This is a genomic window from Stenotrophomonas testudinis, from assembly GCF_024499815.1.
In the GTDB taxonomy this organism is placed as follows: domain Bacteria; phylum Pseudomonadota; class Gammaproteobacteria; order Xanthomonadales; family Xanthomonadaceae; genus Stenotrophomonas.
The window spans coordinates 24,358-48,369 of sequence record NZ_JAMOKY010000016.1 but is presented as its reverse complement, the minus strand read 5'-3'; the positions used below and the strand labels follow the sequence as shown (position 1 = coordinate 48,369).

Here is a 24,012-nt window from a genome sequence, read left to right as displayed (position 1 = left end):
CCCATGATGGTACACGGCCGGCGGCAGTTCAGCGTGCGACGAAGGTCGACACCGCGCCGGACAGGCGCTCGTGGTCGATATGGGGGTCGAACCAGCGGGCATCAAGCTCGCCACGAAGCCAGGTCAGCTGGCGCTTGGCCAGCTGCCGGGTGGCGAAAATGGCCTTGTCTCGGAAGCGGGCGGCGTCGCCCTGCCCGTCCAGGAATTCCCACGCCTGGCGGTAGCCGACCGCGCGCACCGCCGGCAGGTCCAGCGGCGCGGCCACGGCCGCCATCTGTGGCAGGGCCCGCAGGGTACGGACCTCGTCCAGGAAGCCCTGCAGCAGCATGGCGTCGAAGCGGGCCTCGATGCGCTGGTGCAACACGGCCCGGTCGCGCGGGGCCAGTATCAGTTTCAGGGTTCGCACCGGCAACGGCGCCACGCCGGGGCGGCGCTGCCATTCAGTGATCGGGGTGCCGGTCAGCCGGTAGACCTCCAGCGCCCGCTGGATGCGCTGCGGGTCGGTGGCGTGGATGCGCGCGGCGGCCGCCGGGTCGACCTGCGCCAGTTCGGCATGCAGGGCGGCCCAACCGCGTTCGGCGGCCTCGGCACTGAGCACCTCGCGCATTGCCGGGTCGGCCTCGGGCATCGGCGAGAGCCCCTGCAGCAGGGCGCGGAAATACAGCCCGGTGCCGCCGGCCAGGATCGGGGTCTTGCCGCGGGCGACGATGTCGGCCACCACGCGACCAGCATCGGTGGCGAACTCGGCCGCCGAATAGGTCTGCCAGGGATCGCGCAGATCCAGCAGGTGATGCAGTGCCTGCGCGCGCTCGGCGGCGTCGGGCTTGGCGGAACCGATGTCCAGGCCGCGATAGACCAGCGCCGAATCGACGCTGACGATCTCACCGTCCAACGCCTGGGCCAGGCGGATCGCCGTGGCGGTCTTGCCACTGGCGGTCGGGCCCATCACCGCGATCGCCAGCGGACGCTGGTCGACAGCCATCAGTCTTCGTCCGGCCAGCGGATCGACGGAGCAGCATCGACGCGGGACGCGGGCACCGCGTCCACGGCCTCCCAGATCTTCAGGGCATCGACCGTGGCGGCCACGTCATGCACGCGCACGATGCGGGCGCCGCGCTGCACGGCGATCAGGTGCGCCGCCACCGACGCGGCCACGCGTTCGGTCGCCACCTCGCGGCCGGTCAGCTCGCCCAGGCTGCGCTTGCGCGACAGGCCGGCCAGCATCGGCACGCCCAGCTCGAGGAAGCGCTCGGAACGGGCCAGCAGGGTCATGTTGTGCGCCGTGGTCTTGCCGAAGCCAAAGCCCAGGTCGATCAGCAGATTCTTCTTGGCGATGCCGGCCATTTCGGCAGCGAACAGACGCTGCACGAGGAAACCGTGGACCTCAGCCACCACGTCGTCGTAATGCGGGTCGGCCTGCATGTGGCCGGGTTCGCCCTGCATGTGCATCAGCACCACCGGCACCCCGGTATCGGCGGCCGCGTCCAGCGCGCCCTCCTGACGCAGGCCGAAGATGTCGTTGATCATGCCGGCGCCCGCCGCCACTGCCGCGCGCATCACCTCCGGCTTGAAGGTGTCGATGCTGATCGGCACGGTGGTGCGGGCAGCGAGCTGTTCGATTACCGGCAGCACGCGCTGCAGTTCTTCTTCCACCGACACCGGCGCGGCACCCGGGCGGGTCGACTCGCCGCCGATATCCAGCAGGTCGGCACCCTCCTCCACCAGCTTCAGGCCATGGGCCACGGCGGCATCGGTGCTGTCGTGCGCGCCACCATCGGAGAACGAATCCGGGGTGACGTTGACGATGCCCATGACCCGGGCGCGGTCCAGGCGCAGGATGCGGCCGGCGCAGTCGAGCTGGGGGGAGATATCGAACATGGGCGATCCTGCGGGCAACGGTGTTTAGTTTAGTGCGGCAGGGCTGCGCCCTGCACCCGCAGAGGCAACGGCAACGGCCGAAGCGACAGCAACAGCAACAGCTGGCTATCCGTGGGTTTGCGGGATGGGTCCGGTTGAGGGGGACGCCGTAAACCCATCCATGGGGGCTTGGTCGCGCCATCCATGGCGCTCACACCCCCTCAACCGGACCCACCCCGCCTTCGACAGACTTCCGCAATCTGTCGGAACGGCACGGGGTCGGATCCCGTTGCTACGCAACGGGCTCTGACCCCGGATGAATGTCGATATCTGACAGATTTCATCCACGCATGGCGTGGATCTACTGGCCGCTCCGACCCCATTTTGAATGTCGATATCTGACAGATGTGCCGACCAACGGTCGGCACCCACCAACAGCGCACGGAATCTGTCGAAGGCGGGGCGGTTTCGGATTGCGGGGTGTCCGCGGCATGGATGCCGCGGCCAAGCCCCCATGGATGGGTTCACGGCGCCCCCGCAATCCGACACCGCCCCGCCATCCCACGGATAGCCCGCCTTTGACGTTGACGTTGACGTTGCTTCTGCAGGTGCAGGGCGCAGCCCTGCCAAGAGAAAACCCTCAACGCTGCCGGCGGCGCTTCCGGTCCACGTACAGCGTCTTGATGATGCTCAGCAGGATGCCGACGGCGATGCCGACACCGCAGCCCAGCAGCAGGTTGTCCACGCTCAGGCCCACGGCGACACCGACGATGGTCGCGATGACCATTTCAACGGTATGGGAGATCGGTTGCGGCGGAGGAACGGACATGCAGGCTCCAGCGTAAGGCGGTGAATTCAATCGGGCCTCGCGGCCCGGAAACAACGAGGCCGGGTTTCCCCGGCCTCGTCTGCGATCAGCAATGGCGGGCCGTCAGTGCGACTCGGCCGGCCCGGCGATCGGCGGCAGCGGACGGGCGTCGCCGCCCTTGTCGTTACCACTACCGTCCTTGTTGGACTTGTTCCAGCCCGCCGGCGGCGGCGGATCGCGGCCTTCCATGATGGCGTCGATCTGCGGCGCGTCGATGGTCTCGTACTGCAGCAGCAGCTGCGACATCGCGTGCAGCTTGTCCAGGTTGGCCGTCATCAGCTCGGTGGTGCGTGCGTAGGCCTCGTCGAGGATGTTGCGCACTTCCTCGTCGATGCGGCGCGCGGTGTCGTTGGACACGCTCTTGTGCTGGGTGACCGAACGGCCCAGGAACACCTCGTCATCCTCTTCGCCATAGGCGATCGGACCGAGCTGGTCGGACAGGCCCCACTTGGTAACCATGTTGCGGGCCATCTTGGTGGCACGCTCGATGTCGTTGGACGCACCGGTGGTGACCTTGTCGGCGCCGAAGATCAGCTCCTCGGCCACGCGGCCGCCGTACAGCGAGCACAGCTGCGACTTGATCGCCACGCGGTTCATCGAGTACTTGTCGCCTTCCGGCAGGTACATGGTCACGCCCAGCGCACGACCGCGCGGAATGATCGTGACCTTGTAGACCGGGTCATGCTCGGGCACCAGGCGACCGACGATGGCGTGGCCGGCCTCGTGGTAGGCGGTCAGGGTCTTCTCTTCCTCGCTCATGGCCATCGAGCGGCGCTCGGCACCCATCAGGATCTTGTCGCGGGCACGGTCGAAGTGGTCCATGCGGACTTCCTTCTCGTTGCCACGTGCGGCGAACAGGGCGGCCTCGTTGCAGAGGTTGGCCAGGTCGGCGCCGGAGAAGCCCGGGGTACCACGCGCGATCACCATCGGCTCGACGTCGTCGGCCAGCGGCAGCTTGCGCATGTGCACCTTCAGGATGTGCTCGCGGCCCTTGACGTCCGGCAGGCCGACCACGACCTGGCGGTCGAAACGGCCCGGACGCAGCAGCGCCGGGTCCAGCACGTCCGGGCGGTTGGTCGCGGCGATGACGATCACGCCCTCACCACCCTCGAAGCCGTCCATTTCGACCAGCAGCTGGTTCAGGGTCTGCTCGCGCTCGTCATGACCGCCGCCCAGGCCGGCGCCACGGTGGCGACCGACGGCGTCGATTTCGTCGATGAAGATGATGCACGGCGCGTGCTTCTTGGCCTGCTCGAACATGTCGCGGACGCGGCTGGCGCCGACGCCGACGAACATTTCCACGAAGTCCGAACCGGAGATCGAGAAGAACGGCACCTTGGCTTCGCCGGCGATGGCCTTGGCCAGCAGCGTCTTGCCGGTACCCGGCGGGCCCACCATCAGCACGCCGCGCGGGATCTTGCCGCCCAGCTTGGTGAACTTGGACGGGTCGCGCAGGAAGTCGACCAGTTCGCCCACTTCTTCCTTGGCCTCGTCGCAGCCGGCGACATCGGCGAAGGTGACCTTGATCTGGTCCTCGCCCTGCAGCTTGGCGCGCGACTTGCCGAAGGACATCGCGCCCTTGGCGCCGCCGCCACCGCCCTGCATCTGGCGCATGATGAACAGCCAGAAGCCGATGATCAGGATGACCGGCAGGAAGTTCATCAGGATGGCCGCGAAGGAAATGCCGCTGGACGGCTCTTCCTGCACGATGTCCACGTTCTTGGTGCGCAGCACGTTGATCAGGTCGCGATCAGCCGGCGCGGCGATGGTGGCCGTCTGGCCGCCACGGGTGGTGTAGGTCAGCTGGTTGGTCAGGCCGCGCGAATCGCCACCGAAGGTGACCTTCTGCACGTTGCCGCTGTCCACCTGGTCCAGGAACTGCGAATACGTCGCGCCCTGCGCCCCGGCCCCGGAGGACTTCGGCGAGAAGCTCTGGAAGACCACCATCAGCACGACGGCGACGACCACCCATAGCAGGAGGTTCTTGGTCAAGTCGTTCATCCTCATTGGCTCCGGCGTTCCTCTTAGTGCGGGTCTTGCGTTGGGGTCGAGCGTACTCGGCGAGCTTACTTCATGTGGGCGCGTTTTCCCTGTCCCAAGGCATACACCTCGGGCGAGCGCTTGCGCGATGCTTCCGGCTTGCGGATGGAGACCTTGTCGTACCGGCGGCGCATCTCGCGCACGTAGTCGTCAAAGCCTTCACCTTGGAACAGCTTGATCAGGAACGCCCCACCGGTCTTGAGGTGGTTGTCGGCGAAGTCCAGCGCAAGCTCGGCCAAGTGCATCATCCGCGGCTGGTCGACCGCGCCCACACCACTCTTATTGGGGGCCATGTCCGACAGCACAAGGTCTACCGGCTGATCCCCGAGCATGGCTTCAAACTGAGATAGGACGGTTTCTTCCCTGAAGTCACCGTGAAGGAACTCCACGCCGGCCAGCGGCGGCATGTCCAGGATGTCCAGCGCGAGCACGCGGCCGGTGTCGCCAATCTGTCTCCGCACCTGCTGAGACCAGCCGCCCGGGGCCGCTCCGAGGTCGACGACCACCATGTGCGGCTTCAGCAACCGGTCACGTTCGAGGAGCTCCTCGAGCTTGTAGGCCGCGCGCGAGCGCATGCCTTCGGCCTGCGCCTTCTTCACGAAGGGGTCGGAGAAGTGTTCCTTGAGCCAGCGCTGGCTGCTTTTGCTACGGGTGGCCATTGGAAATAGGGGCTGATGGGGTCGTCATGATACCCTGATCGTCCCATTCAACCCCCTTTTCCTGCATGTCCATCGCACTGACCGCCTCCCAGACCCGTTTCCTGCGCGGCCACGCCCACGACCTCAAGGCCCTGCTGCAGACCGGCGGCAAAGGCATCACGCCGGCCTTCATCGCCGAGCTGAACGAAGTCCTGGAACGCCACGAACTGGTCAAGGTGAAGGTTGCCGCCGAGGACCGTGACGCCCGTGACGCGATGATCGCCGAGATCGTCGAAGCCACCGAGGCGGCGCTGGTGCAACGCATCGGCCACGTTGCCGTGCTGTACCGCCCGAGCAAGGAACAGCGCCAGATCGTGCTGCCGCGCGGCTGATCGCCCTGCCCCCATGCAGCTGAACCACGAACCGCCCGATTACGCCTACAGCCTGCGCGCTGCCGACGGCCGCTCGGCCAAGGTCAACGACCAGGTGCTGGGGCAGAGCTTCTTCCTGACCCCCGACCAACTGGTCGCGCAGTGGCCGGTGCGCCAGGCTGCGAACCTGCAGCTGGCCGACATCGAAGCGATTCTTGCGCTGAATCCGGCGCTGATCGTCCTGGGCACCGGCGACCGCCAGGTGTTTCCGCCGGCCGCGGTGATGGCCGCCTGCCTGTCGCGTGGCATCGGCCTGGAAGTGATGAACAACCCGGCCGCCGCGCGCACGTTCAACATTCTTGCCGGCGAAGGCCGCAAGGTCGCCGCCGCCTTCATTCTGGAAGGTTGAGGCAAGAGCCGCCGGGCGTGGCCCGGCGCTACCCTGGATTGCAGGTTGTCTGTAGCGCCCGAGCCGATGCTCGGGCGTTGTTGTTTGCCCGCGAAAAGCAGCCGAGCGTGGGCTCAGCTCTACAGGTGGAGCCGCCGGGCATGGCCCGGCGCTACCCGTATCTGCCGCGCTAGCGCGCCGGCAGATATTGCTGCGGGTCGACCGGCTTGCCGTAGTAGTGGGTGAGACGTCGGCGCTTGCGGCCCATGGGCCGCGCCGTCGGCGAACGCCCGGCGTGCTACGCCGGGCCGGGGATCCGCCCAGAAAGCGAATCGACGATCAACGTGCCGGCAGATATTGCTGCGGGTCGACCGGCTTGCCGTTGTAGCGGATCTCGAAGTGCAGCATGTCGCGGTTGGCGCCGGTACGGCCCATCTCGGCGATCTGCTCGCCCGCCTTGACGTTCTGCCCTTCGTTGACCAGGCGCTTGCGGTTGTGGCCATAGGCCGACAGCCACTGGTCGCTGTGCTTGATGATGATCAGCTCGCCGTAGCCGACCAGGCCGGCACCGGAATACACCACCACGCCGTTGGCGGTGGCGCGCACGGCGGCGCCGCTGGTGCCGGCGATGTCCACGCCCTGCTTGGTCGCGTCACCGGCCACGTAGCGGCCGACGATCGCGCCATCGGCCGGCCAGCGCCAGTCGATGTTGCTCTTCACCGGGCCGACCGGGGCCGTCGCCACCGGCGAAGGTGCCGGGGTGGTCGTGCCTGTTCTGCCGCGCGGCGGGGTCACCACCGTGGTCGGCGCGCGGCCGCCGGTGGCACCGGCCGGGTACAGGCGGATCACCTGGCCCGGATAGATCTGCGACGGGTTGTCCAGGCGGTTCCAGGCGATCAGGTCCGCCGGAGTGATGTCATGGATGCGGGCCAGCGCATAGATCGTGTCTCCCTTGCGCACGACCACGGTCTGCCCAGGCTTGGGCACCGAGGCCTTCGGCGTGCTGACAGTACTGCCACCGCTGCTGCCGCCGGGGCGGACGACGGTGGCGGTGCCACAGGCGGCCAGGGTGGATACCAGCAACGCCAGCGCGCCGATGCGCACTCCCTTGCTCAGACGATCTGCACTCATGCGAACTTCGACCTCCATACAAGCCAGGCAACCAGCCCCACCACCAGTACGGTGGCGATCCAGCCCAGCGGTTCAATCCAGCGACGCAACGCCGCTTCGGCACGCGCACCGCCGATGCGGATGACCGCAGCCAGCACGTACACGCGCTTGCCGCGGCCGATCAACATGCTCAGCAGGTACTGTGGCATCGGCACGCCGACGATACCCGAAGCCCACGTGAAGACCTTCATCGGGATGGGCATGAAGCCGCCCAGCACCAGGAAGGTGAACACCGCCCACGGCGACTCGGCCATCTTGGCCTGCACCGTGGCGATGCCCTGCTCGATGGCCGGCAGCATGCCCAGCGCCTCGAACAGCGGCTTGATCGCTTCGAACGCGAAATGACCCAGCGCGTAGCCGACCACCGCACCGACCATGGAGCCGGCCAGGCTGAGCGTGGCGAACCACCAGCCGCGCTTGGGCTGGGCCACGCACATCGGCGCCAGCATCACTTCCGGCATGACCGGGAAGATGATGGCCTCGAAGAAACTCAATACCGTCAGGTAGGTTGGCGCGCGTTCGTGCGCCGCCCACTTCATCGCACGCTCGTACAGCGGCCCGAAAATCTTCATGCAACCCTGCTCCGTGGATTCAATCGAGCATGCCAGACAGCAGCGGCACGAACGTGACCGGTGCCAGCACGCGTTGTTCGATGCTGCCACCTTCCCTGCGGTCCAGCTGCACCAGCGACTGCCCGCCCGGGCCGCCCACCGGCGCCACCAGGCGCCCGCCGACCGCCAGCTGCTCGACCAGGGCATCGACCAGGGCCGGTGCCGCGGCAGTCACCACCACCGCATCGAAGGGACCGTGCTCGGCCCAGCCGACCCGGCCGTCGTCATGCTTGGTGCGGATGTTCATGCCCAGCGCGCGGAAGCGCTTGCGCGCCTGCCGCAGCAGATCGCCGATGCGCTCGACGGTGTAGACCTCCAGGCCCACGGCGCCCAGCACGGCGGCCTGGTAGCCCGAACCGGTGCCCACTTCCAGCACCTTCTTCGGCGCGACCTGCAGCACCGCTTCGGTCATCCGCGCCACCACCCACGGCTGCGAGATGGTCTGGCCATGGCCGATCGGCAGCGCGGTGTCTTCGTAGGCGCGCGAGGCCAGGGCCTCGTCGATGAACAGATGGCGCGGCACCACCCGGATCGCGTTCAGCGTGGACTCGTCGACGATGCCGGCTTCGCGCAGGCGGTCGACCAGGCGGTCGCGCACGCGCTGCGAAGTCATGCCGATGCCGACGGCTTCCGGTTGCAGGCGCAGGCGCGGGCTCATGCCGGCTGATCCAGCGCGGCGCTGAGGCCGCCGACCCAGCTGGCCACCTTCTCCAGTGCCTGGTAGCGGGTCAGGTCGACCTGGATGGGGGTGATCGAGATATGGCCGGTGCGCACCGCATGGAAGTCGGTGCCGGGACCGGAATCCTGCTCGCGGCCGGCCGGGCCGATCCAGTACACCTCGTTGCCGCGCGGGTCCTTCTGCGCGATGCAGCCTTCGGCGCGATGGCGGTTGCCCAGGCGGGTCACTTCGAAGCCCTTGACCTCATTCCACGGCAGGTCGGGCACGTTGACGTTGAGGATGGTGTCGGCCGGCAGCGGATCGGCCTTCAGCCGGGCGACGATCTCCACCGCGGCACGCGCGGCGGTCTCGAAGTGCTTTGGGTCGTGGTTGCGGGTGACCAGCGACACGGCCACCGCCGGCAGGCCAAGGAAGCGACCTTCCATCGCGGCCGAGACGGTGCCCGAATAGATGACGTCATCGCCAAGGTTGGCGGCGTTGTTGATGCCGGAAACGACAATGTCGGGCTCGAATTCGAGCAGGCCGGTCAGCGCCAGGTGCACGCAGTCGGTCGGGGTGCCGGCCACCGAGACGGTGTAGTGGTCGATGCGCTTGAGCCGGATCGGCAGGTCCAGCGTCAACGAATTGCTGGCACCGGAACGATCGCGGTCAGGTGCGACCACCGTCACTTCATGGCCGGCCTCGCGCAGCACGGCGGCAAGCATCCGGATGCCTGCGGCGTCGACGCCATCATCGTTACTGACCAGGATGCGCATCTTCGATTTAACCGCTTGATTTTCCAAGAATTCGATTCCGTCACCTTGTCGCGTGGGCGGGACCGGCCGCGCCCCTGTCGGGAACCGGCGATCGCGCAAGTGCGTCGGGTATTGTGCCGCAAGCGGGCCGCCGGTCCTACCCTGCCAGTGGTGATGCGCGTCATCGAATCGACATAGGCAGACCCGCGCGGGCGGTTTACCCTGTGCGCATGTCGCACCCTGAAGATGAAGATCCGGCCGCCCTGTTCCGCTCGGCCATCGGCGAAGTGAAGCCGCTGCGCAAGGAGGTCGAGCCGGCACCGTCCGCGCCGAAACCGAAGCCGCGCGCACGCATGGCCGAACGCGACGAAGCCGAGGCCGCGGGCGAGTTCGCCCGCCTGCTGCGCGACAGCAGCCCGCTGGAAGCCGGCGACACTGCCAGCTACCGCCGCGACAACCTGCCGCCGCGGATGTTCCAGCGCCTGAAGCGCGGCCAGTATTCGGTACAGGACGAACTGGACCTGCACGGCGCCACGGCCGCGCAGGCCGAAACGCTGCTGCGCCAGTTCCTGCTGGAAGCGCACGCGCACGAGTACGGCTGCGTGCGCATCATCCACGGCAAGGGCCTGCAGTCCGATGGCGGCGCGCCGGTGCTGAAGAACCTGGTCGACCGCCTGCTGCGGCTGCGCAACGACGTGCTCGCGTTCCACTCGGCACCGACCGGCCAGGGCGGCACTGGCGCAGTGCTGGTGCTGCTGGCGCGGCGTTGACGAACCCGGCGACCGACCCGGTAGAGTCGACTGTTGGTCGACTGCCTTGTGCGGCACCTCGCCAGAACCCCGCGCTGCGCGCGATGGTCGACTAACAGTTGACCCCCACCCCACCCGCCCGTCAGGCCTGCGAGGCGTCTTCGACGGGGCCGAGCTCGTGCAGCACGGCCGTGGCGTAGCTGCCCGGCGGCAGGGCGAACGACAGCTCCAGCACGTCAGCCGCCAGCCACTGCTGCTGCAGCAGGGCCGGACGCAGGCGCAGCGCGCGGCGTTCCTGCTTCAGGCGCGCGCCCTCCAGGCCGGTACGCAGCGCCTGCGATTCCTCATCGTCCAGCGCGGACAGTTCCAGCGCGCGGGCGGCGTCGGTACTGCGCAGCTCGCCCTCGCCCCACAGCGGCGCGCTGGGGTGGATGTCGAAGCGGGCCAAGCGCTCGGCCAGCGCATCGGTGTACGGCTCGGGGCCGAACACGCTGCGGCTGCCATCAAGCATCCACACCTCGCCGTCCAGCGGCTGGTCCCAGCTGCCCTGCTCCACGCGCGCGGCCAGCACGCGGTTGAACAGCGCCGAGCGCGCAGCCGACAGCAGCAGCGAACGCTGATCCTGGCGCATGCGTCGGCCACCGAACATCGCCAGCGCCGCCGGCACGTTGCCACCGTCGCGACCGAAACGCTGCTCACCGAACCAGTTCGGCAGGCCGCGCGTGGCGATCTGCTGCAGGCGTTCATCGATGGCCGCGGCATTGCCCTGCACATCGCGCAGCACCAGCTTGAAGCGGTTGCCGGCCAGCGCACCGCGCTGCAGCTTGCGGTTATGCCAGGTGGCCTCGAGCACTTCGATCTCGTCACTGGCCAGCGTGGCCAGGTCCGGGGCGATGCGCTTGGGCAGGTGCACGCTGAAACGCTGGGTGGTGACCGCATTGCGGTCCTTCATGCCGGCGTAGCTGACGCCCATTTCCGGCAGGCCGGCCCACTTCGCCAGCACCTTGGCCACGTGCACCGTATTGGCGCCGCGCTTGCGGATGTGCAGCAGCAGGTGCTCGCCTTCACCGGTGGCTTCGAAGGCCGGCAGTTCGTCGACCTGGAAATCCTCCGGCGTGGTGCGGATGCGCGCGCTCAGCAGCGGCGCGCCAAAGGCAAGCGGCAACGGAATCATGCCGCCACCAGCAGGACCACGGCCTGCGCGGCGATGCCCTCGCCACGGCCGGTGAAGCCGAGCTTCTCCGAGGTGGTGGCCTTGACGCTGACCGCGTCCAGCGGCAGCTGCAGCAGGCCGCCGATGCGCTCGCGCATGGCCAGCGCATGCGGGCCGACCTTGGGCCGCTCGCAGATGACGGTGATGTCGGTGTTGCTGACGCGCCAGCCGCGTTCGCGCAGCAGGCTGTCGCAATGGCGGACGAAATCACTGCTGTCGGCGCCCTTCCAGCGGTCGTCGCTGGGCGGGAAGTGCTGGCCGATGTCGCCCAGCGCGATGGCACCGAGCATGGCATCGCACAGCGCGTGCAGGATGACGTCGCCATCGCTGTGGGCCAGCACGCCGCAGCTGTGCGCCACGCGGATGCCGCCGAGCATGATGTGGTCGCCTTCACCGAAGGCATGGACGTCGTAGCCCTGGCCGATGCGGACGGGCGGGAACGGAGCAGTGCTCATGGATGCAACCCTTGCAGCAGGGCCGCGCGGGCGATCAGCCGGCGCGGCGGGAAAGTACGAATTCGAAACGGTCGAGGTCGGCCGGCGTGGTGACCTTGAAATTGTCCTCGCTGCCTTCCACCAGCAGCGGACGCTGGCCCTGGCGCTCCATGGCCATGGCATCGTCGGTGACGTCGACACCGCTGGCGGCCGCAGCGGCCAGCGCGCGGATGAGCTGGTGGCGACGGAACAGCTGCGGCGTCAGCGCGCGCCACAGACGCTCGCGCGGCTCGGTGCCATCGATGCCGCCATCGTCGCCGGCACGCTTGAGGGTGTCGCGCACGGGCGCGGCAAGGATCGCGCCGACCGGGTCGGCACGCCCCACTTCCAGCAGGCGACCGAGGTCAGACAGCGACAGGTTGGGCCGCGCGGCATCGTGCACCAGCACGAACTCGTCGGCACGCACGCTGTCCGGCAGCGCCTGCAGACCGGCCAGCACCGAGCCGGCGCGGGTCGCACCACCGATGCAGGTCAGCACCGGCTTGCCGGACCACTCGGTCCAGCCCGGCCAATCCGCATCGTCCTTGCCGATGACCACCATCGCCCCGGCCACCGCCGGGTGCGCCAGCAGCGCATCCAGGGTGTGGGCGAGCAGGATCTGCCCGCCCGCCTGCAGGTACTGCTTGGGCAGCGGCGCGCCGAAACGGGTGCCGCGCCCGGCAGCCGGGACGACCGCCCAGATGGCCGCGCTCATGGCACGTCCGCCGGGTGGTCGCCGACCTGCGCGGCAACCGGTGCAGCCTGCGCCGGGCGAACCGGCGCATCCTCCACCACGCGGTAGAACTTCTCGCCGGGCTTGATCATGCCCAGCTCGCTGCGCGCGCGTTCTTCGATGGCGGCCTGGCCTTCCTTGAGGTCCTTCACTTCAGCAGCCAGCGCATCGTTGCGCTGCTGCAGGCCTTCATTGTCCCGCTCCTGGTTGGCGACCTGGGCTTCGAGCATCATCACTTCACCCGAATTGCCCGGGCCGAACCAGAAACGGTACTGCAGCCATGCCAGCAGCAGGGCCAGCAGCAACAGCAGCCAGCGCCAGTCGCGCATGGGCTCAGCGCTTCAGCGACACGAACGCGTCACGACCGGCGTAACGCGCGCTGGCGCCGAGGGCTTCCTCGATGCGCAGCAGCTGGTTGTACTTGGCCACGCGATCGCTGCGGCACAGCGAGCCGGTCTTGATCTGGGTGGCGGTGGTGGCTACCGAGATGTCGGCGATGGTGGTGTCTTCGGTTTCGCCCGAACGGTGCGAGACCACGGCGGCGTAGCCGGCACGATCGGCCATGGCGATCGCTTCCAGGGTTTCGCTCAGGGTGCCGATCTGGTTGACCTTGATCAGGATCGCGTTGGCGGTGCCCGAGTCGATGCCTTCCTGGAAGATCTTCGGGTTGGTGACGAACAGATCGTCGCCCACCAGCTGCACCTTCTTGCCGATGCGGTCGGTCAGCAGCTTCCAGCCGGCCCAGTCGTTCTCGGCCAGGCCGTCTTCGATCGTGATGATCGGGTACTGCGCGGCCCAGTCGGCCAGGAAGTCGACGAACTGCTCGGAGGTCAGGCGCTTGTTCTCGCCCACCAGGTTGTACTTGCCGTTCTCGAAGAACTCGCTGGAGGCCACGTCCAGGCCCAGCAGCACGTCTTCACCGGCGGTATAGCCGGCCTTGCCGATGGCTTCGAGGATGGTGTCCAGCGCTTCGACGTTGCTGCGGAAGTCCGGCGCGAAGCCGCCTTCGTCGCCCACGGCGGTGCTCAGGCCGTGGCTCTTCAGCACGGACTTCAGCGAATGGAAGATTTCGGTGCCGGCGCGCAGGGCTTCGGAGAACGAGGTGAAGCCCACCGGCAGCACCATGAATTCCTGGAAGTCGACGTTGTTGTCGGCGTGGGCGCCGCCGTTGATGATGTTCATCATCGGCACCGGCAGCGACGGGGCCGCACCGGTCTTGGCGGCCAGGTACTGCCACAGGGCCTGCTTGCTGGAAGCAGCGGCGGCATGTGCGGCAGCCATCGACACGGCCAGCAGCGCATTGGCGCCCAGGCGGCCCTTGTTCTCGGTGCCGTCCAGATCGATCAGGCGACGATCCAGGCCAGCCTGGTCGACGGCTTCGAAGCCCTTCAGTGCGTTGGCGATGGCGCCGTTGACGTTCTCGACGGCCTTGCGCACGCCCTTGCCCAGGTAACGGGTCTTGTCGCCGTCACGCAGCTCGACCGCTTCCTTGGTGCCGGTCGAGGCGCCGGAGGGAACCGCGGCGCGACCGAACGAACCGTCCTCCAGGATGACTTCGGCTTCCAGCGTGGGGTTGCCACGGCTGTCGAGGATTTCACGGGCGTGGATGCTGCGGATCGTACTCATGAGCGGACCGGTTACCTGTCTGGAAGAGGGAATGCGACAAATGTGAAATGCCGCGTGATTATCCCCGGCTGCCCGCCGCTTGCCAAATGGTGTGTTCGGCAGCGGCCAGCGCTGGCCCCTGGGTGGCCCCCGCCACGATCAGCAGCAGCGAGACCAGCAGTGTCAGCAGCACCATTGCGACGGTCGCGCAGACCGGTCCGCGCCGCCGACGCCAAGCCAGCACGGCGGCAGCGACTGAACCGATCAGGGAACCGCCGAGCACAAGAAGAGCGGCCAGAATCCAGTACTGCATGGCCTGCATGCCATGATTGCCATCACCGGGCGAGCCCATGCTGGCGGCGAATGCCAGCCCGGCACCGAACAGCCCGGCCCAGGCGAGCAGCGCCAGCAACAGCGCGATCAGCCCCCAGGGCCAGCCACCGGGGCGCGCTTCGCCCGTATTCATCAGAACAGGTCGTGCAACAGCGTGCCGACCCACAGCGACAGCAGAACCAGTGCCAGCGCAGCGGTGACCTTGCCGCGGTTCAAGCGCCAGGCCAGCACCGATGCGATGACACCCGCGCTGACCGTGACCAGTTCGGCGAGCGCCAGCACGATCACATAGGGCTTCAGATCGACGTCCGCGCCATCACCGGGCGGACGCATGGCTGCGCCCACCAGCATGAAGATGAAGAAGGCACCGGACAGCGACAGCAACGCCATGCCGAGCGCGATGAGCCCCCACGGCCACTGCCGCCAGGAGCGCCGGCGACGCTGGGCTTCCAGCGCCGCCCACGGGTCGAGACTCACGCGAAGCGCGAGAAACCGTGCTTCTTGGTCACCGCGTCGAGCTCCATCAGGGTCTCGAGCAGTGCTTCCATCTGGTCCAGCGGCCACGCGTTGGGGCCATCGGACAGTGCCTTGGACGGATCCGGATGGGTCTCGGCGAACAGGCCGGAGATGCCCACTGCCACCGCCGCGCGTGCCAGCACCGGCACGTGTTCGCGCTGGCCACCGGAACTGGTGCCCTGCCCGCCCGGCAGCTGCACCGAATGGGTGGCATCGAACACCACCGGGCAGCCGGTGTCACGCATCACCGCCAGCGAACGCATGTCGCTGACCAGATTGTTGTAGCCGAAGCTGGCGCCACGCTCGCAGACCATGATCTGCTCGTTGCCGGTGGACTTGGCCTTCTCGACGACCGGCTTCATGTCCCACGGCGCCAGGAACTGGCCCTTCTTGATGTTGACCGGCTTGCCGGCCGCGCACACCTTGCGGATGAAATCGGTCTGGCGGACCAGGAACGCCGGGGTCTGCAGCACGTCCACCACCGAGGCCACTTCGTCCATCGGGGTGTATTCGTGCACGTCGGTCAGCACCGGCACGCCGATCTGCTTCTTCACTTCGGCCAGCACTTTCAGGCCCTCTTCCATGCCCGGGCCGCGGAAGGCGGTGCCCGAGGTACGGTTGGCCTTGTCGAAGCTCGACTTGAAGATGAAGTTGACGCCGAGGCGATCGGTGATCTCCTTCAGCTTGCCGGCGGTATCGAGCTGCAGCTGCATCGACTCGATCACGCAGGGGCCGGCGATCAGGAACAGGGGCTGGTCCAGCCCGACCTCGAATCCACACAGTTTCATGGCGTTTCCTTGTTGTCCGCTACGCCGGCAGGACCGGCGTGCTGGGGTTGAAGCATGCAGGATGGGGGCCGAAGCCCCCCTTCACAAGTCAGGCGCGGGCTTCGGCCAGCAGTGCGCCGCCAGCCTTGCGCTCACGCGCGGCACGGATGAAACCGATGAACAGCGGGTGGCCATCGCGCGGCGTGGACAGGAATTCCGGATGCGCCTGGCAGGCCAGGAACCACGGGTGCGCGTCACGCGGCAGCTCGACCACTTCCACCAGGGTGTCGTCCATCGACTTGCCGGAGATCACCAGGCCGGCATCTTCCAGCTGGGTGCGGTAGCGGTTGTTGAACTCGTAGCGATGGCGGTGACGCTCGGAGACCACGTCCTTGCCATACAGCTCGCGAGCCAGCGTGCCTGGCTTCAGGCGCTGTTCCTGCAGGCCCAGGCGCATGGTGCCGCCGAGGTCACTCTTGTCGTCGCGCTTCTCGACATCGCCGGTGGCGGTGCGCCATTCGGTGATCAGGCCGATCACCGGGTCCGGCGACTGGCGATCGTTCTCGGTGCTGTTGGCGTTTTCCAGGCCCAGCACGTGGCGCGCGTAGTCGACCACGGCCGCCTGCATGCCGTAGCAGATGCCGAAGTACGGCACGCTGTTCTGGCGTGCGAACTGCGAAGTCAGCACCTTCCCCTCGAAACCACGGTCACCGAAGCCGCCCGGCACCAGGATGCCGTCGACATCGGCCAGCGCGGCCATGTCGGTGCCTTCCAGGTCCTGCGCTTCCAGCCACTTCAGGTTGACCTTGGTGCGCTGGCGCAGGCCGCCGTGCTTGAGGGCTTCGCCGACCGACTTGTAGGCGTCCTGATGGTCGACGTACTTGCCGACCACGGCGATGGTCACTTCATCCAGCGGATGCAGGGTCGCGTCGACCGCGTCCTCCCACATCGACAGGTCGACCGGGCCGACCTTGTCGGCCAGCTTCAGCTGGTTGACCACGATCTCGTCCAGGCCCTGTGCGTGCAGGCCCGACGGAATGCGGTACAGCACGTCCACGTCGGGCACGCTGATGACGGCGCGCTCGGAGACGTTGGTGAACTGGGCGATCTTGCGGCGCTCCGAATCCGGCACGGCCTGCTCGGAACGGCACAGCAGCACGTCCGGCTGGATGCCGATCGAGCGCAGCTCCTTTACCGAGTGCTGGGTCGGCTTGGTCTTCAGCTCACCGGCGGCGCCTATGTACGGCACCAGGGTGAGGTGCATGAACAGCGCCTTCTCCGGGCCACGCTCGGTGCGCACCTGGCGGATCGCTTCCAGGAACGGCAGCGACTCGATGTCACCGACGGTGCCGCCGATCTCGACCAGGGCCACGTCGTAGCCTTCGGTGGCCTCGTCGATGCAGCGGCGGATTTCATCGGTGATGTGCGGGATGACCTGCACGGTCGCGCCCAGATAGTCGCCGCGGCGCTCCTTGCGGATGACGTTCTCGTAGATGCGGCCGGTGGTGACCGAGTTCTTGCGGCTCAGGCGGGTACGCACGAAGCGCTCGTAGTGGCCCAGGTCGAGGTCGGTCTCGGCGCCGTCATCGGTGACGTAGACCTCACCGTGCTGGAACGGGCTCATGGTGCCCGGGTCGACGTTGATGTACGGGTCGAGCTTCATCATCGTGACCTTCAGGCCACGCGCTTCGAGGATGGCGGCCAGTGACGCAGCGGCAATACCTTTGCCGAGCGAGGACACCACGCCGCCGGTTACGAAAATCAAGGGAGTCATGGCTGCAAGCATCCTGTCTGGAAATGGAAAACGGCAGCGCCACGCCTGCCCGAGGGGCGGGCGTGGAGCAGAAAGGGGGTTTTCCGGTTCGCTGGGGCAGCGAGGGAGGCGCGGGACCGGTCGGCGGCGGGCGCCGGACGGGGACCATCGTGCGAGGTCGGGGCGGCCGTGCCGGTCAATTCGACCGTCACCTGCGACCCACATTGCTGGAGGCCACGCATGGCCGGTCCAGCCCATTCGCAAATGGTGGACACGCACTACTCCCGGAAAGCCATAGTTTACAGATAGATGGCCGCCAACCCAAGGGGCAGATGGCGTCACCACTAAAAGAAAACGCCCCGCAGTGCGGGGCGTTCAGGGGCCAGAGCCTTGCGGCAGAAGCCTCGGCGGCGGACGCCTTACTTCTTCTTCCGCGCCTCTTCCTCTTCTTCCTGCTGCGGGACCGGCTGGCCCTTGGCCTTCATTTCGGCATTGGCCTGGGCGCGCCGCTTGGCCTTGGCATCCGCCTCGGACTGCGCAGTCTTGTCCGCCTGGTCACCCTGCTGCGGGGCCGACGGGCCTGCGTTCTGCGCCATCACCAGCGGTACTGCAACGGCGGCAGCGGCCAGGATCGCAATGGTCAGCAACTTCTTCATGGAGTCCTCCTCGCGTATGGCTTGGACATGGGGGCGCCGGCGTTCAGATTCCAGCGACTGTCATTTTACCCCCTCCCCGGCGCCGAGGCTGAACCGCAGGCGTGCAAAATTCCCGTCCACGCCGCACACTTGCGCGTCGCTCCGCGCTTTGAAGATAGATGAACGCACGCTATAACGCCGCCGATATTGAAGTCCTGTCCGGCCTTGACCCGGTCAAGCGCCGTCCTGGCATGTACACCGACACCGCGCGCCCGAACCACCTGGCGCAGGAAGTGATCGACAACTCGGTGGACGAGGCCCTCGCCGGCCACGCCCGCTCGATCGAGATCACCCTGTACAAGGACGGCAGCGTGGAGGTCAGCGATGACGGTCGCGGCATGCCGGTGGACATCCATCCGGAAGAAAAGATCCCGGGCGTCGAGCTGATCCTGACCCGCCTGCATGCGGGCGGCAAGTTCAACAACAACAACTACACCTTCTCCGGCGGCCTGCACGGCGTGGGCGTCAGCGTGGTCAACGCGCTGTCCACGCTGGTGGAAATCCACATCAAGCGCGACGGTGCCGAGCATCGCATCACCTTCCGCGATGGCGACCGCGCCTCGCCGCTGGAAGTGGTCGGCACGGTCGGCAAGAAGAACACCGGTACCCGCCTGCGCTTCTGGCCGGACCCGAAGTACTTCGATACGCCCAAGTTCGCCGTGCGTGCGCTCAAGCACCTGCTGCGCGCCAAGGCCGTGCTGTGCCCGGGCCTGACCGTGAAGCTGACCGACGAAGCCACCGGCGAAGTCGACACCTGGTACTACGAAGACGGCCTGCGCGACTATCTGAAGATGGAGCTGGGCGATCGCGAATCGCTGCCGGCCGATCTTTTCGTCGGCAATCTGAAGAAGGACACGGAGATCGTGGACTGGGCCGTGGCCTGGCTGCCGGAAGGCGAGCTGGTGCAGGAAAGCTACGTCAACCTGATTCCCACCGCCCAGCACGGCACCCACGCCAACGGCCTGCGTACCGGCCTGACCGAAGCGCTGCGGGAGTTTTGCGACTTCCGCAACCTGCTGCCGCGCGGCGTCAAGCTGGCCCCGGAAGACGTGTGGGACCGCGTGTCGTTTGTGCTGTCGCTGAAGATGACCGACCCGCAGTTCAGTGGCCAGACCAAGGAACGCCTGTCCTCGCGCCAGGCCGCCGGTTTCGTCGAAGGCGCCGCCCACGATGCCTTCAGCCTGCTGCTGAACCAGAACGTGGAGCTGGGCGAGAAGATCGCGCAGATCGCCATCGAGCGCGCCAGTGCGCGCCTGAAGACCGAGAAGCTGGTCGTCCGCAAGAAGGTCACCCAGGGCCCGGCCCTGCCCGGCAAGCTGGCCGACTGCATCAGCCAGGACCTGTCGCGCACCGAGCTGTTCCTGGTGGAAGGTGACTCGGCAGGCGGCAGCGCCAAGCAGGCGCGCGACAAGGACTTCCAGGCGATCCTGCCGCTGCGCGGCAAGATCCTCAACACCTGGGAAGTGTCGTCCAACAGCGTGCTGGCCTCGGAAGAAGTGCACAACCTGGCCGTGGCCATCGGCTGCGACCCGGGCAAGGAAGACATCGCCGGCCTGCGTTACGGCAAGGTCGTCATCCTCGCCGACGCAGACTCGGACGGCCTGCACATCGCCACCCTGCTGACCGCGCTGTTCCTCAAGCACTTCCCGGCGCTGGTCGATGCCGGCCATGTGTTCGTGGCGATGCCGCCGCTGTTCCGTGTCGACGTGGGCAAGCAGGTGTTCTACGCCCTGGACGAGGAAGAGAAGCGCTCGATCCTGGACAAGATCGAACGCGAGAAGATCAAGGGCGCGGTCAACGTCACCCGCTTCAAGGGCCTGGGCGAAATGAATCCGCCGCAGCTGCGCGAATCGACCATCCACCCCGATACGCGCCGCCTGGTGCAGCTGACGGTGGATGATGGCGAACAGACCCGTTCGTTGATGGACATGCTGCTGGCCAAGAAGCGTGCATCTGATCGCAAGGGCTGGCTGGAGAGCAAGGGCGACCTGGCTTCGCTGGAAGCCTGACGCTCGCAGCCCTTCTGTAGAGCCGAGCCCACGCTCGGCTGCATTTCGCGCCGGTCCTGGCAGCCGAGCATCGGCTCGGCTCTACAGACATCACACCCCCATCGGCAAACCCAGCGCCATAATGCGCGTCTCTCTGCGTGGACCCTCGTATTGGCCAGCCACTCGCTTCTGTTCCCGGGATTGCCGCTGCACAGCGCGCGCCTGGTCCTGAGCCCGATCCGCCGCGATGATGCGGCCGACCTGTTCGCCCTTCAGTCCGACCCGGAGGTGATGCGCTTCTGGAACCATCGGGTGTGGACGCGGCCGACCGAGGCCCGCGCGCAGATCGACGACGACCTCGCCGCGCACACCACCGGCACCCAGCTCAAGCTGGCGGTGCGCGAATCACTGGACGGCCCGCTGCTGGGCATCTGCGTGGTGTTCGCCCTGGACCGCGACGCGGCCCGCGCCGAGATCGGCTACCTGCTGGCCCCGGGCAAGCAGGGCCAGGGCTACATGCACGAGGCGCTGCAGCAGCTGCTGGCCTATCTATTCGACACACTGGGCCTGCACCGGGTGGAAGCGGAGATCGACCCGCGCAACCGCCCGTCCGCGCAGGTGCTCGACCGCCTCGGCTTCCACCTGGAAGGCGTGCTGCGGCAGCGCTGGCGCATCCAGGGCGAACTGTCCGATTCGGCGGTGTACGGCCTGCTGGCCGACGACAGCGACCGCAGCGCCCTGCCCGCTTGACCGAATCTGGCTGCAACCCGCCATCCGCCGCGGCCATGCCTTTGGACACATCCGGCACGCGCGGCAGCGGCCTAGCATCAGGGCCCTCTTCCGCTACCGTCCTGGTGCCATGAAGTCCCTGCTGCACATCGCCACGCTCTGCGTCGGCCTGCTCGTTGCCCCCGCCTGCGTCGTCACTGCGTCGGCCGCCGAAACCAAGTCCGACGCCAAGGGCGACCCGACAGAAGCGCCCGCGCTGCCGGCAGATGCCTCCGTCCGCCAGAGCATCCGCCTGGCCGGCCGCACCCTCGACTACACCGCCACGGTCGGCACCCTGCCGGTGCGCGATGACAAGGGCAAGGTGATCGCCGATGTGGTGTTCACCGCCTACACCATGCCCGGCAAGGACCGGCCGGTGACCTTCGCCCTCAATGGCGGCCCCGGCGCATCGTCGGTCTACCTCAACATGGGCGCGATCGGGCCCAAGGTGGTCACTTTCGGTTCGGAAGGTGACAGCGCCTCGGCACCGGCCACCCTGCACGACAACCCCGGCACCTGGCTGGACTTCACCGATCTGGTGTTCATCGATCCGGTCGGCACCGGCTTCAGCCGCGCGCGCATCGGCGATGACGAGGCGAAGAAGCAGCTGTACAACCCCAGCGCCGACATCGAGTACCTGTCGCGCTCGATCTACGACTGGCTGCTGCGCAACCAGCGCGTGGGCGCGCGCAAGTACCTGACCGGCGAGAGCTACGGCGGCTACCGCGGCCCGCGCATCACCCACTACCTGCAGACGCGCCTGGGCGTGGCAATGAACGGCCTGGTGCTGGTGTCGCCGTACCTGAGCCCGACCCTGGAAGACAACGCCGACGTCTCACCGATGGCGTGGATGCAGACGCTGCCGTCGATCGCGGCGGCGCACCTGGAGCGGCAGGGCAAGCTGACCGATGCGGCGATGCGCGAAGTGGTCGAATACACCCGTGGTGACTACGCCACCGCGCTGATGAAGGGCCGCAGCGATCCGCAGGCGACCGAGGCGATGCTGCGCCGGGTGACCGAGCTGACCGGGCTGGACCCGCAGTTCGTGCGCCGCGCCGGTGGCCGCCTGGAAACCCAGGCCTATCTGCGCGAGGTGTTCCGCGACAAGGGCACGCTGGGCAGCCGCTACGATTCCAACGTGACCGCGTTCGATCCGTTCCCGAACGATCCGGAACAGCGCGCCAACGATCCGCTGCTGGACAGCATCATCGCGCCGACGACCACGGCAATGGTCGACTTCGTGACCCGCGTGGTCGGATGGAAGGTCGATGCGCGCTACCAGGCGCTGAACTACGACGTGAACCGGCTGTGGGACCGCGGTGGCGAGCTGCGCCAGGGGGCGGTGACCCAGCTGCGCCAGGCGGTGGCGATCGACCCGCACCTGCAGGTGCTGATCGTGCATGGTTGGAACGACCTGTCGTGCCCGTTCATGGGGTCGATCCTGACGGTGGACCAGATGCCGACGATGGGCAGCAACCCGGACCGGGTGCAGGTGCGCAGCTATCCGGGTGGGCATATGTTCTACAGCCGGGCGGACAGCCAGGCGACGTTCCGGAATGACGTGAAGGCGCTGTTCCAGCGTAATTGAGGGGTTCGGCCGGGCCTGCGGCCCGGCATCCGCTGACGGCAACGGCAACGTCCAACGTCAAAAGCCGGGTTTCCGTGGGTTGGCGGGCCGGGGTGGGCAGGCGGGGGACGGCAAAAACCGCTCCTGCGTGCCTCGTAGAGCGCCATCCATGGCGCTCTGCGCCCCCGCCTGCCCCCCCCGGCCCGCCTGTGACAGTTGGCCGGTGGCCAGTGGTCAGTAGATCCACGCCATGCGTGGATACGGAAAAATGATCTGCCCACGAAAAAGCCCGCCGGAATCCGGCGGGCTTTTTCGTTTACCGGGGTCGGATCCCTTTCCCGCAGGGAAGGGCTCTGACCCCAAGGCCGTTGGCCTCAGGTCCAGCCGAACAGCTCGAACAGCTTCAGGATCAGGTACGCGCAGCCGCCGGCGGCGGGGATGGTCAGGATCCAGGCCCAGACGATGCGTTCGATGACGCCGAACTTCAGCGAACGCGGGTTCTTGGCGAAGCCCACGCCCATGATGGCGGTGGAGATGCTGTGGGTGGTCGAGACCGGCATGCCGAAGTGGGCCGCCAGGGTCAGGATCGTGGCCGAGCTGGTCTCCGCGGCGAAGCCGTGGATCGGGTGCAGCTTGACCATCTTGTGGCCCAGGGTCTTGATGATCTTCCAGCCGCCCGAGGCGGTACCGGCAGCCATCACCACCGCGCAGGTCAGCACGATCCACATCGCGATGCCGTCACCAGCGTGCGCGTCCGGGTGCATGAAGGCCAGCCACGACGGCAGGTCGTTCAACGCGCCGGTGGCTTCGGCACCAATCAGGGTCATGGCGATGATGCCCATGGTTTTCTGCGCGTCGTTGTGGCCGTGGGCGAAGCCCATGTAGGCCGCCGAAGCGATCTGCGCCTTGCCGAAGAAGGCATTGACGATGCGCGGGCGCGCCAGGCGACCGATGGCGCCGCCGATCTTGGCCAGGCCAGCGATGATCGCCCACAGCAGCACCATCACCACGATGCCGAGCAGGAAGCCGGCGATCGGCGAGGTGATCATCGGCACGAACACCTTCCACAGCAGGCCCTTGTTCTGCGCCCAGCTGCCCAGTCGCTCGGACCAGATCAGTGCGTCCCAGTTGTTGTGGGCCGCGGCCAGGCCGGCACCGCACAGGCCACCGATGAGGGCGTGCGAAGAGGAGGACGGCAGGCCCTTCCACCAGGTGATCAGGTTCCAGATGATGCCGCCCAGCAGCGCGCAGAGGATCACCTGCGGGGTGACATCCACGACGTTGGTGTTGAGCAGGCCCGAGGCAATGGTGAGTGCGACCGCGGTGCCGGTAAGCGCGCCGATCAGATTCATGCCGGCGGCCAGCATCACCGCCCAGCCGGGCGAGAGCACCTTGGTCGCCACTACGGTGGCAATGGAATTGGCAGTGTCGTGGAAGCCGTTGATGAACTCGAAGACGAGCGCGGCCAGGATCACCACCAGGACAAGGGTCAACAT

26 protein-coding genes are annotated in these 24,012 nt (G+C 67.4%); 6 read left to right on the top strand and 20 right to left on the bottom strand.

Going from position 1 to position 24,012, the window contains the following annotated elements:
* Positions 1-28: 28 nt before the first annotated feature.
* From miaA to rlmE, 5 genes are all read right to left on the bottom strand, one after another.
* Positions 29-982 carry a tRNA (adenosine(37)-N6)-dimethylallyltransferase MiaA gene (gene miaA, locus NQ204_RS11090; protein WP_116865407.1) on the bottom strand — a complete coding sequence of 318 codons (954 nt, stop codon included), beginning with the start codon at positions 980-982 and terminating at the stop codon, positions 29-31.
* Positions 982-1,878: a dihydropteroate synthase gene (gene folP / locus NQ204_RS11085; protein WP_116865408.1), complete on the bottom strand. Its 897-nt coding sequence runs from the start codon at positions 1,876-1,878 to the stop codon at positions 982-984. The genes miaA and folP overlap by 1 nt, the downstream gene beginning before the upstream one ends.
* 619 nt (positions 1,879-2,497) lie before the next feature.
* Complete coding sequence (locus NQ204_RS11080; protein ID WP_108768472.1) at positions 2,498-2,686, bottom strand: hypothetical protein; 189 nt, start codon at positions 2,684-2,686, stop codon at positions 2,498-2,500.
* A 102-nt stretch (positions 2,687-2,788) separates the two neighbouring features.
* Complete coding sequence (gene ftsH / locus NQ204_RS11075; protein WP_165835756.1) at positions 2,789-4,726, bottom strand: ATP-dependent zinc metalloprotease FtsH; 1,938 nt, start codon at positions 4,724-4,726, stop codon at positions 2,789-2,791.
* 65 nt (positions 4,727-4,791) lie between these two features.
* Positions 4,792-5,424: a 23S rRNA (uridine(2552)-2'-O)-methyltransferase RlmE gene (gene rlmE, locus NQ204_RS11070; protein WP_008265654.1), complete on the bottom strand. Its 633-nt coding sequence runs from the start codon at positions 5,422-5,424 to the stop codon at positions 4,792-4,794.
* A 65-nt stretch (positions 5,425-5,489) separates the two neighbouring features.
* On the opposite strand from rlmE, the gene yhbY reads away from it, so the two are divergent.
* Both yhbY and NQ204_RS11060 read left to right on the top strand, forming a co-directional pair.
* The gene (gene yhbY / locus NQ204_RS11065; RefSeq protein WP_079221444.1) at positions 5,490-5,795 is read left to right on the top strand and encodes a ribosome assembly RNA-binding protein YhbY; all 306 of its coding nucleotides are present in this window, start codon (positions 5,490-5,492) and stop codon (positions 5,793-5,795) included.
* A gap of 13 nt (positions 5,796-5,808) precedes the next feature.
* The gene (locus NQ204_RS11060) at positions 5,809-6,183 is read left to right on the top strand and encodes an Mth938-like domain-containing protein (protein ID WP_116865259.1); all 375 of its coding nucleotides are present in this window, start codon (positions 5,809-5,811) and stop codon (positions 6,181-6,183) included.
* 318 nt (positions 6,184-6,501) lie between these two features.
* Here the strand turns inward: NQ204_RS11060 and NQ204_RS11055 are convergent, their stop codons facing one another.
* From NQ204_RS11055 to surE, 4 genes are read right to left on the bottom strand one after another with little or no spacing between them, the layout of a single operon-like run.
* Entirely contained in the window at positions 6,502-7,293 is a 792-nt protein-coding gene (locus NQ204_RS11055) for a peptidoglycan DD-metalloendopeptidase family protein (RefSeq protein ID WP_116865260.1), read from the bottom strand.
* The gene (locus NQ204_RS11050) at positions 7,290-7,904 is read right to left on the bottom strand and encodes a YqaA family protein (RefSeq protein ID WP_108768468.1); all 615 of its coding nucleotides are present in this window, start codon (positions 7,902-7,904) and stop codon (positions 7,290-7,292) included. Before NQ204_RS11050 ends, NQ204_RS11055 begins: the two co-directional genes overlap by 4 nt.
* A 19-nt stretch (positions 7,905-7,923) precedes the next feature.
* Entirely contained in the window at positions 7,924-8,601 is a 678-nt protein-coding gene (locus NQ204_RS11045; protein ID WP_256643886.1) for a protein-L-isoaspartate(D-aspartate) O-methyltransferase, read from the bottom strand.
* Positions 8,598-9,377, bottom strand: coding sequence for a 5'/3'-nucleotidase SurE (gene surE / locus NQ204_RS11040; protein WP_108768466.1), 780 nt, complete (start codon positions 9,375-9,377; stop codon positions 8,598-8,600). Before surE ends, NQ204_RS11045 begins: the two co-directional genes overlap by 4 nt.
* A 209-nt stretch (positions 9,378-9,586) precedes the next feature.
* Here surE and NQ204_RS11035 point away from each other — a divergent pair, with 209 nt between their 5' ends.
* A complete protein-coding gene (locus NQ204_RS11035; RefSeq protein ID WP_108768465.1) occupies positions 9,587-10,126 on the top strand; it encodes a Smr/MutS family protein in 540 nt (179 codons plus the stop codon).
* Between the two features lie 121 nt (positions 10,127-10,247).
* Here NQ204_RS11035 and truD read toward each other — a convergent pair whose 3' ends face one another.
* The 10 genes from truD to NQ204_RS10985 form a co-directional block, all read right to left on the bottom strand.
* Positions 10,248-11,279 carry a tRNA pseudouridine(13) synthase TruD gene (gene truD / locus NQ204_RS11030; protein ID WP_116865016.1) on the bottom strand — a complete coding sequence of 344 codons (1,032 nt, stop codon included), beginning with the start codon at positions 11,277-11,279 and terminating at the stop codon, positions 10,248-10,250.
* On the bottom strand, positions 11,276-11,773 hold the full coding sequence (ispF, locus tag NQ204_RS11025; protein WP_256643885.1) for a 2-C-methyl-D-erythritol 2,4-cyclodiphosphate synthase: 498 nt from the start codon (positions 11,771-11,773) through the stop codon (positions 11,276-11,278). The genes truD and ispF overlap by 4 nt, the downstream gene beginning before the upstream one ends.
* Before the next feature lie 34 nt (positions 11,774-11,807).
* Positions 11,808-12,506 (bottom strand): 2-C-methyl-D-erythritol 4-phosphate cytidylyltransferase, encoded by a 699-nt coding sequence (ispD, locus tag NQ204_RS11020; protein WP_256643884.1) that lies wholly within the window; start codon positions 12,504-12,506, stop codon positions 11,808-11,810.
* The gene (gene ftsB, locus NQ204_RS11015; RefSeq protein WP_079221434.1) at positions 12,503-12,853 is read right to left on the bottom strand and encodes a cell division protein FtsB; all 351 of its coding nucleotides are present in this window, start codon (positions 12,851-12,853) and stop codon (positions 12,503-12,505) included. Before ftsB ends, ispD begins: the two co-directional genes overlap by 4 nt.
* A gap of 4 nt (positions 12,854-12,857) precedes the next feature.
* Positions 12,858-14,150 carry a phosphopyruvate hydratase gene (eno, locus tag NQ204_RS11010; RefSeq protein WP_116865014.1) on the bottom strand — a complete coding sequence of 431 codons (1,293 nt, stop codon included), beginning with the start codon at positions 14,148-14,150 and terminating at the stop codon, positions 12,858-12,860.
* Between the two features lie 58 nt (positions 14,151-14,208).
* On the bottom strand, positions 14,209-14,595 hold the full coding sequence (locus NQ204_RS11005) for a hypothetical protein (RefSeq protein ID WP_116865013.1): 387 nt from the start codon (positions 14,593-14,595) through the stop codon (positions 14,209-14,211).
* Positions 14,595-14,939, bottom strand: coding sequence for a hypothetical protein (locus NQ204_RS11000; RefSeq protein WP_116865012.1), 345 nt, complete (start codon positions 14,937-14,939; stop codon positions 14,595-14,597). The genes NQ204_RS11005 and NQ204_RS11000 overlap by 1 nt, the downstream gene beginning before the upstream one ends.
* Complete coding sequence (gene kdsA, locus NQ204_RS10995) at positions 14,936-15,766, bottom strand: 3-deoxy-8-phosphooctulonate synthase (protein ID WP_079221430.1); 831 nt, start codon at positions 15,764-15,766, stop codon at positions 14,936-14,938. Before kdsA ends, NQ204_RS11000 begins: the two co-directional genes overlap by 4 nt.
* A gap of 88 nt (positions 15,767-15,854) precedes the next feature.
* Entirely contained in the window at positions 15,855-17,519 is a 1,665-nt protein-coding gene (gene pyrG, locus NQ204_RS10990) for a CTP synthase (RefSeq protein ID WP_079221429.1), read from the bottom strand.
* 398 nt (positions 17,520-17,917) lie between these two features.
* Entirely contained in the window at positions 17,918-18,154 is a 237-nt protein-coding gene (locus NQ204_RS10985; RefSeq protein ID WP_116865010.1) for a hypothetical protein, read from the bottom strand.
* A 158-nt stretch (positions 18,155-18,312) separates the two neighbouring features.
* On the opposite strand from NQ204_RS10985, the gene parE reads away from it, so the two are divergent.
* The 3 genes from parE to NQ204_RS10970 all read left to right on the top strand — a co-directional run bounded on the left by parE (position 18,313) and on the right by NQ204_RS10970 (position 22,537).
* Positions 18,313-20,202, top strand: coding sequence for a DNA topoisomerase IV subunit B (gene parE, locus NQ204_RS10980; RefSeq protein WP_079221427.1), 1,890 nt, complete (start codon positions 18,313-18,315; stop codon positions 20,200-20,202).
* A 150-nt stretch (positions 20,203-20,352) separates the two neighbouring features.
* Positions 20,353-20,931, top strand: a complete 579-nt coding sequence (locus tag NQ204_RS10975) for a GNAT family N-acetyltransferase (protein ID WP_116865009.1) — start codon at positions 20,353-20,355, stop codon at positions 20,929-20,931.
* A gap of 109 nt (positions 20,932-21,040) precedes the next feature.
* Positions 21,041-22,537, top strand: a complete 1,497-nt coding sequence (locus NQ204_RS10970; protein ID WP_256643883.1) for a S10 family peptidase — start codon at positions 21,041-21,043, stop codon at positions 22,535-22,537.
* A 353-nt stretch (positions 22,538-22,890) separates the two neighbouring features.
* Here the strand turns inward: NQ204_RS10970 and NQ204_RS10965 are convergent, their stop codons facing one another.
* On the bottom strand, positions 22,891-24,012 hold the full coding sequence (locus tag NQ204_RS10965) for an inorganic phosphate transporter (RefSeq protein ID WP_256643882.1): 1,122 nt from the start codon (positions 24,010-24,012) through the stop codon (positions 22,891-22,893).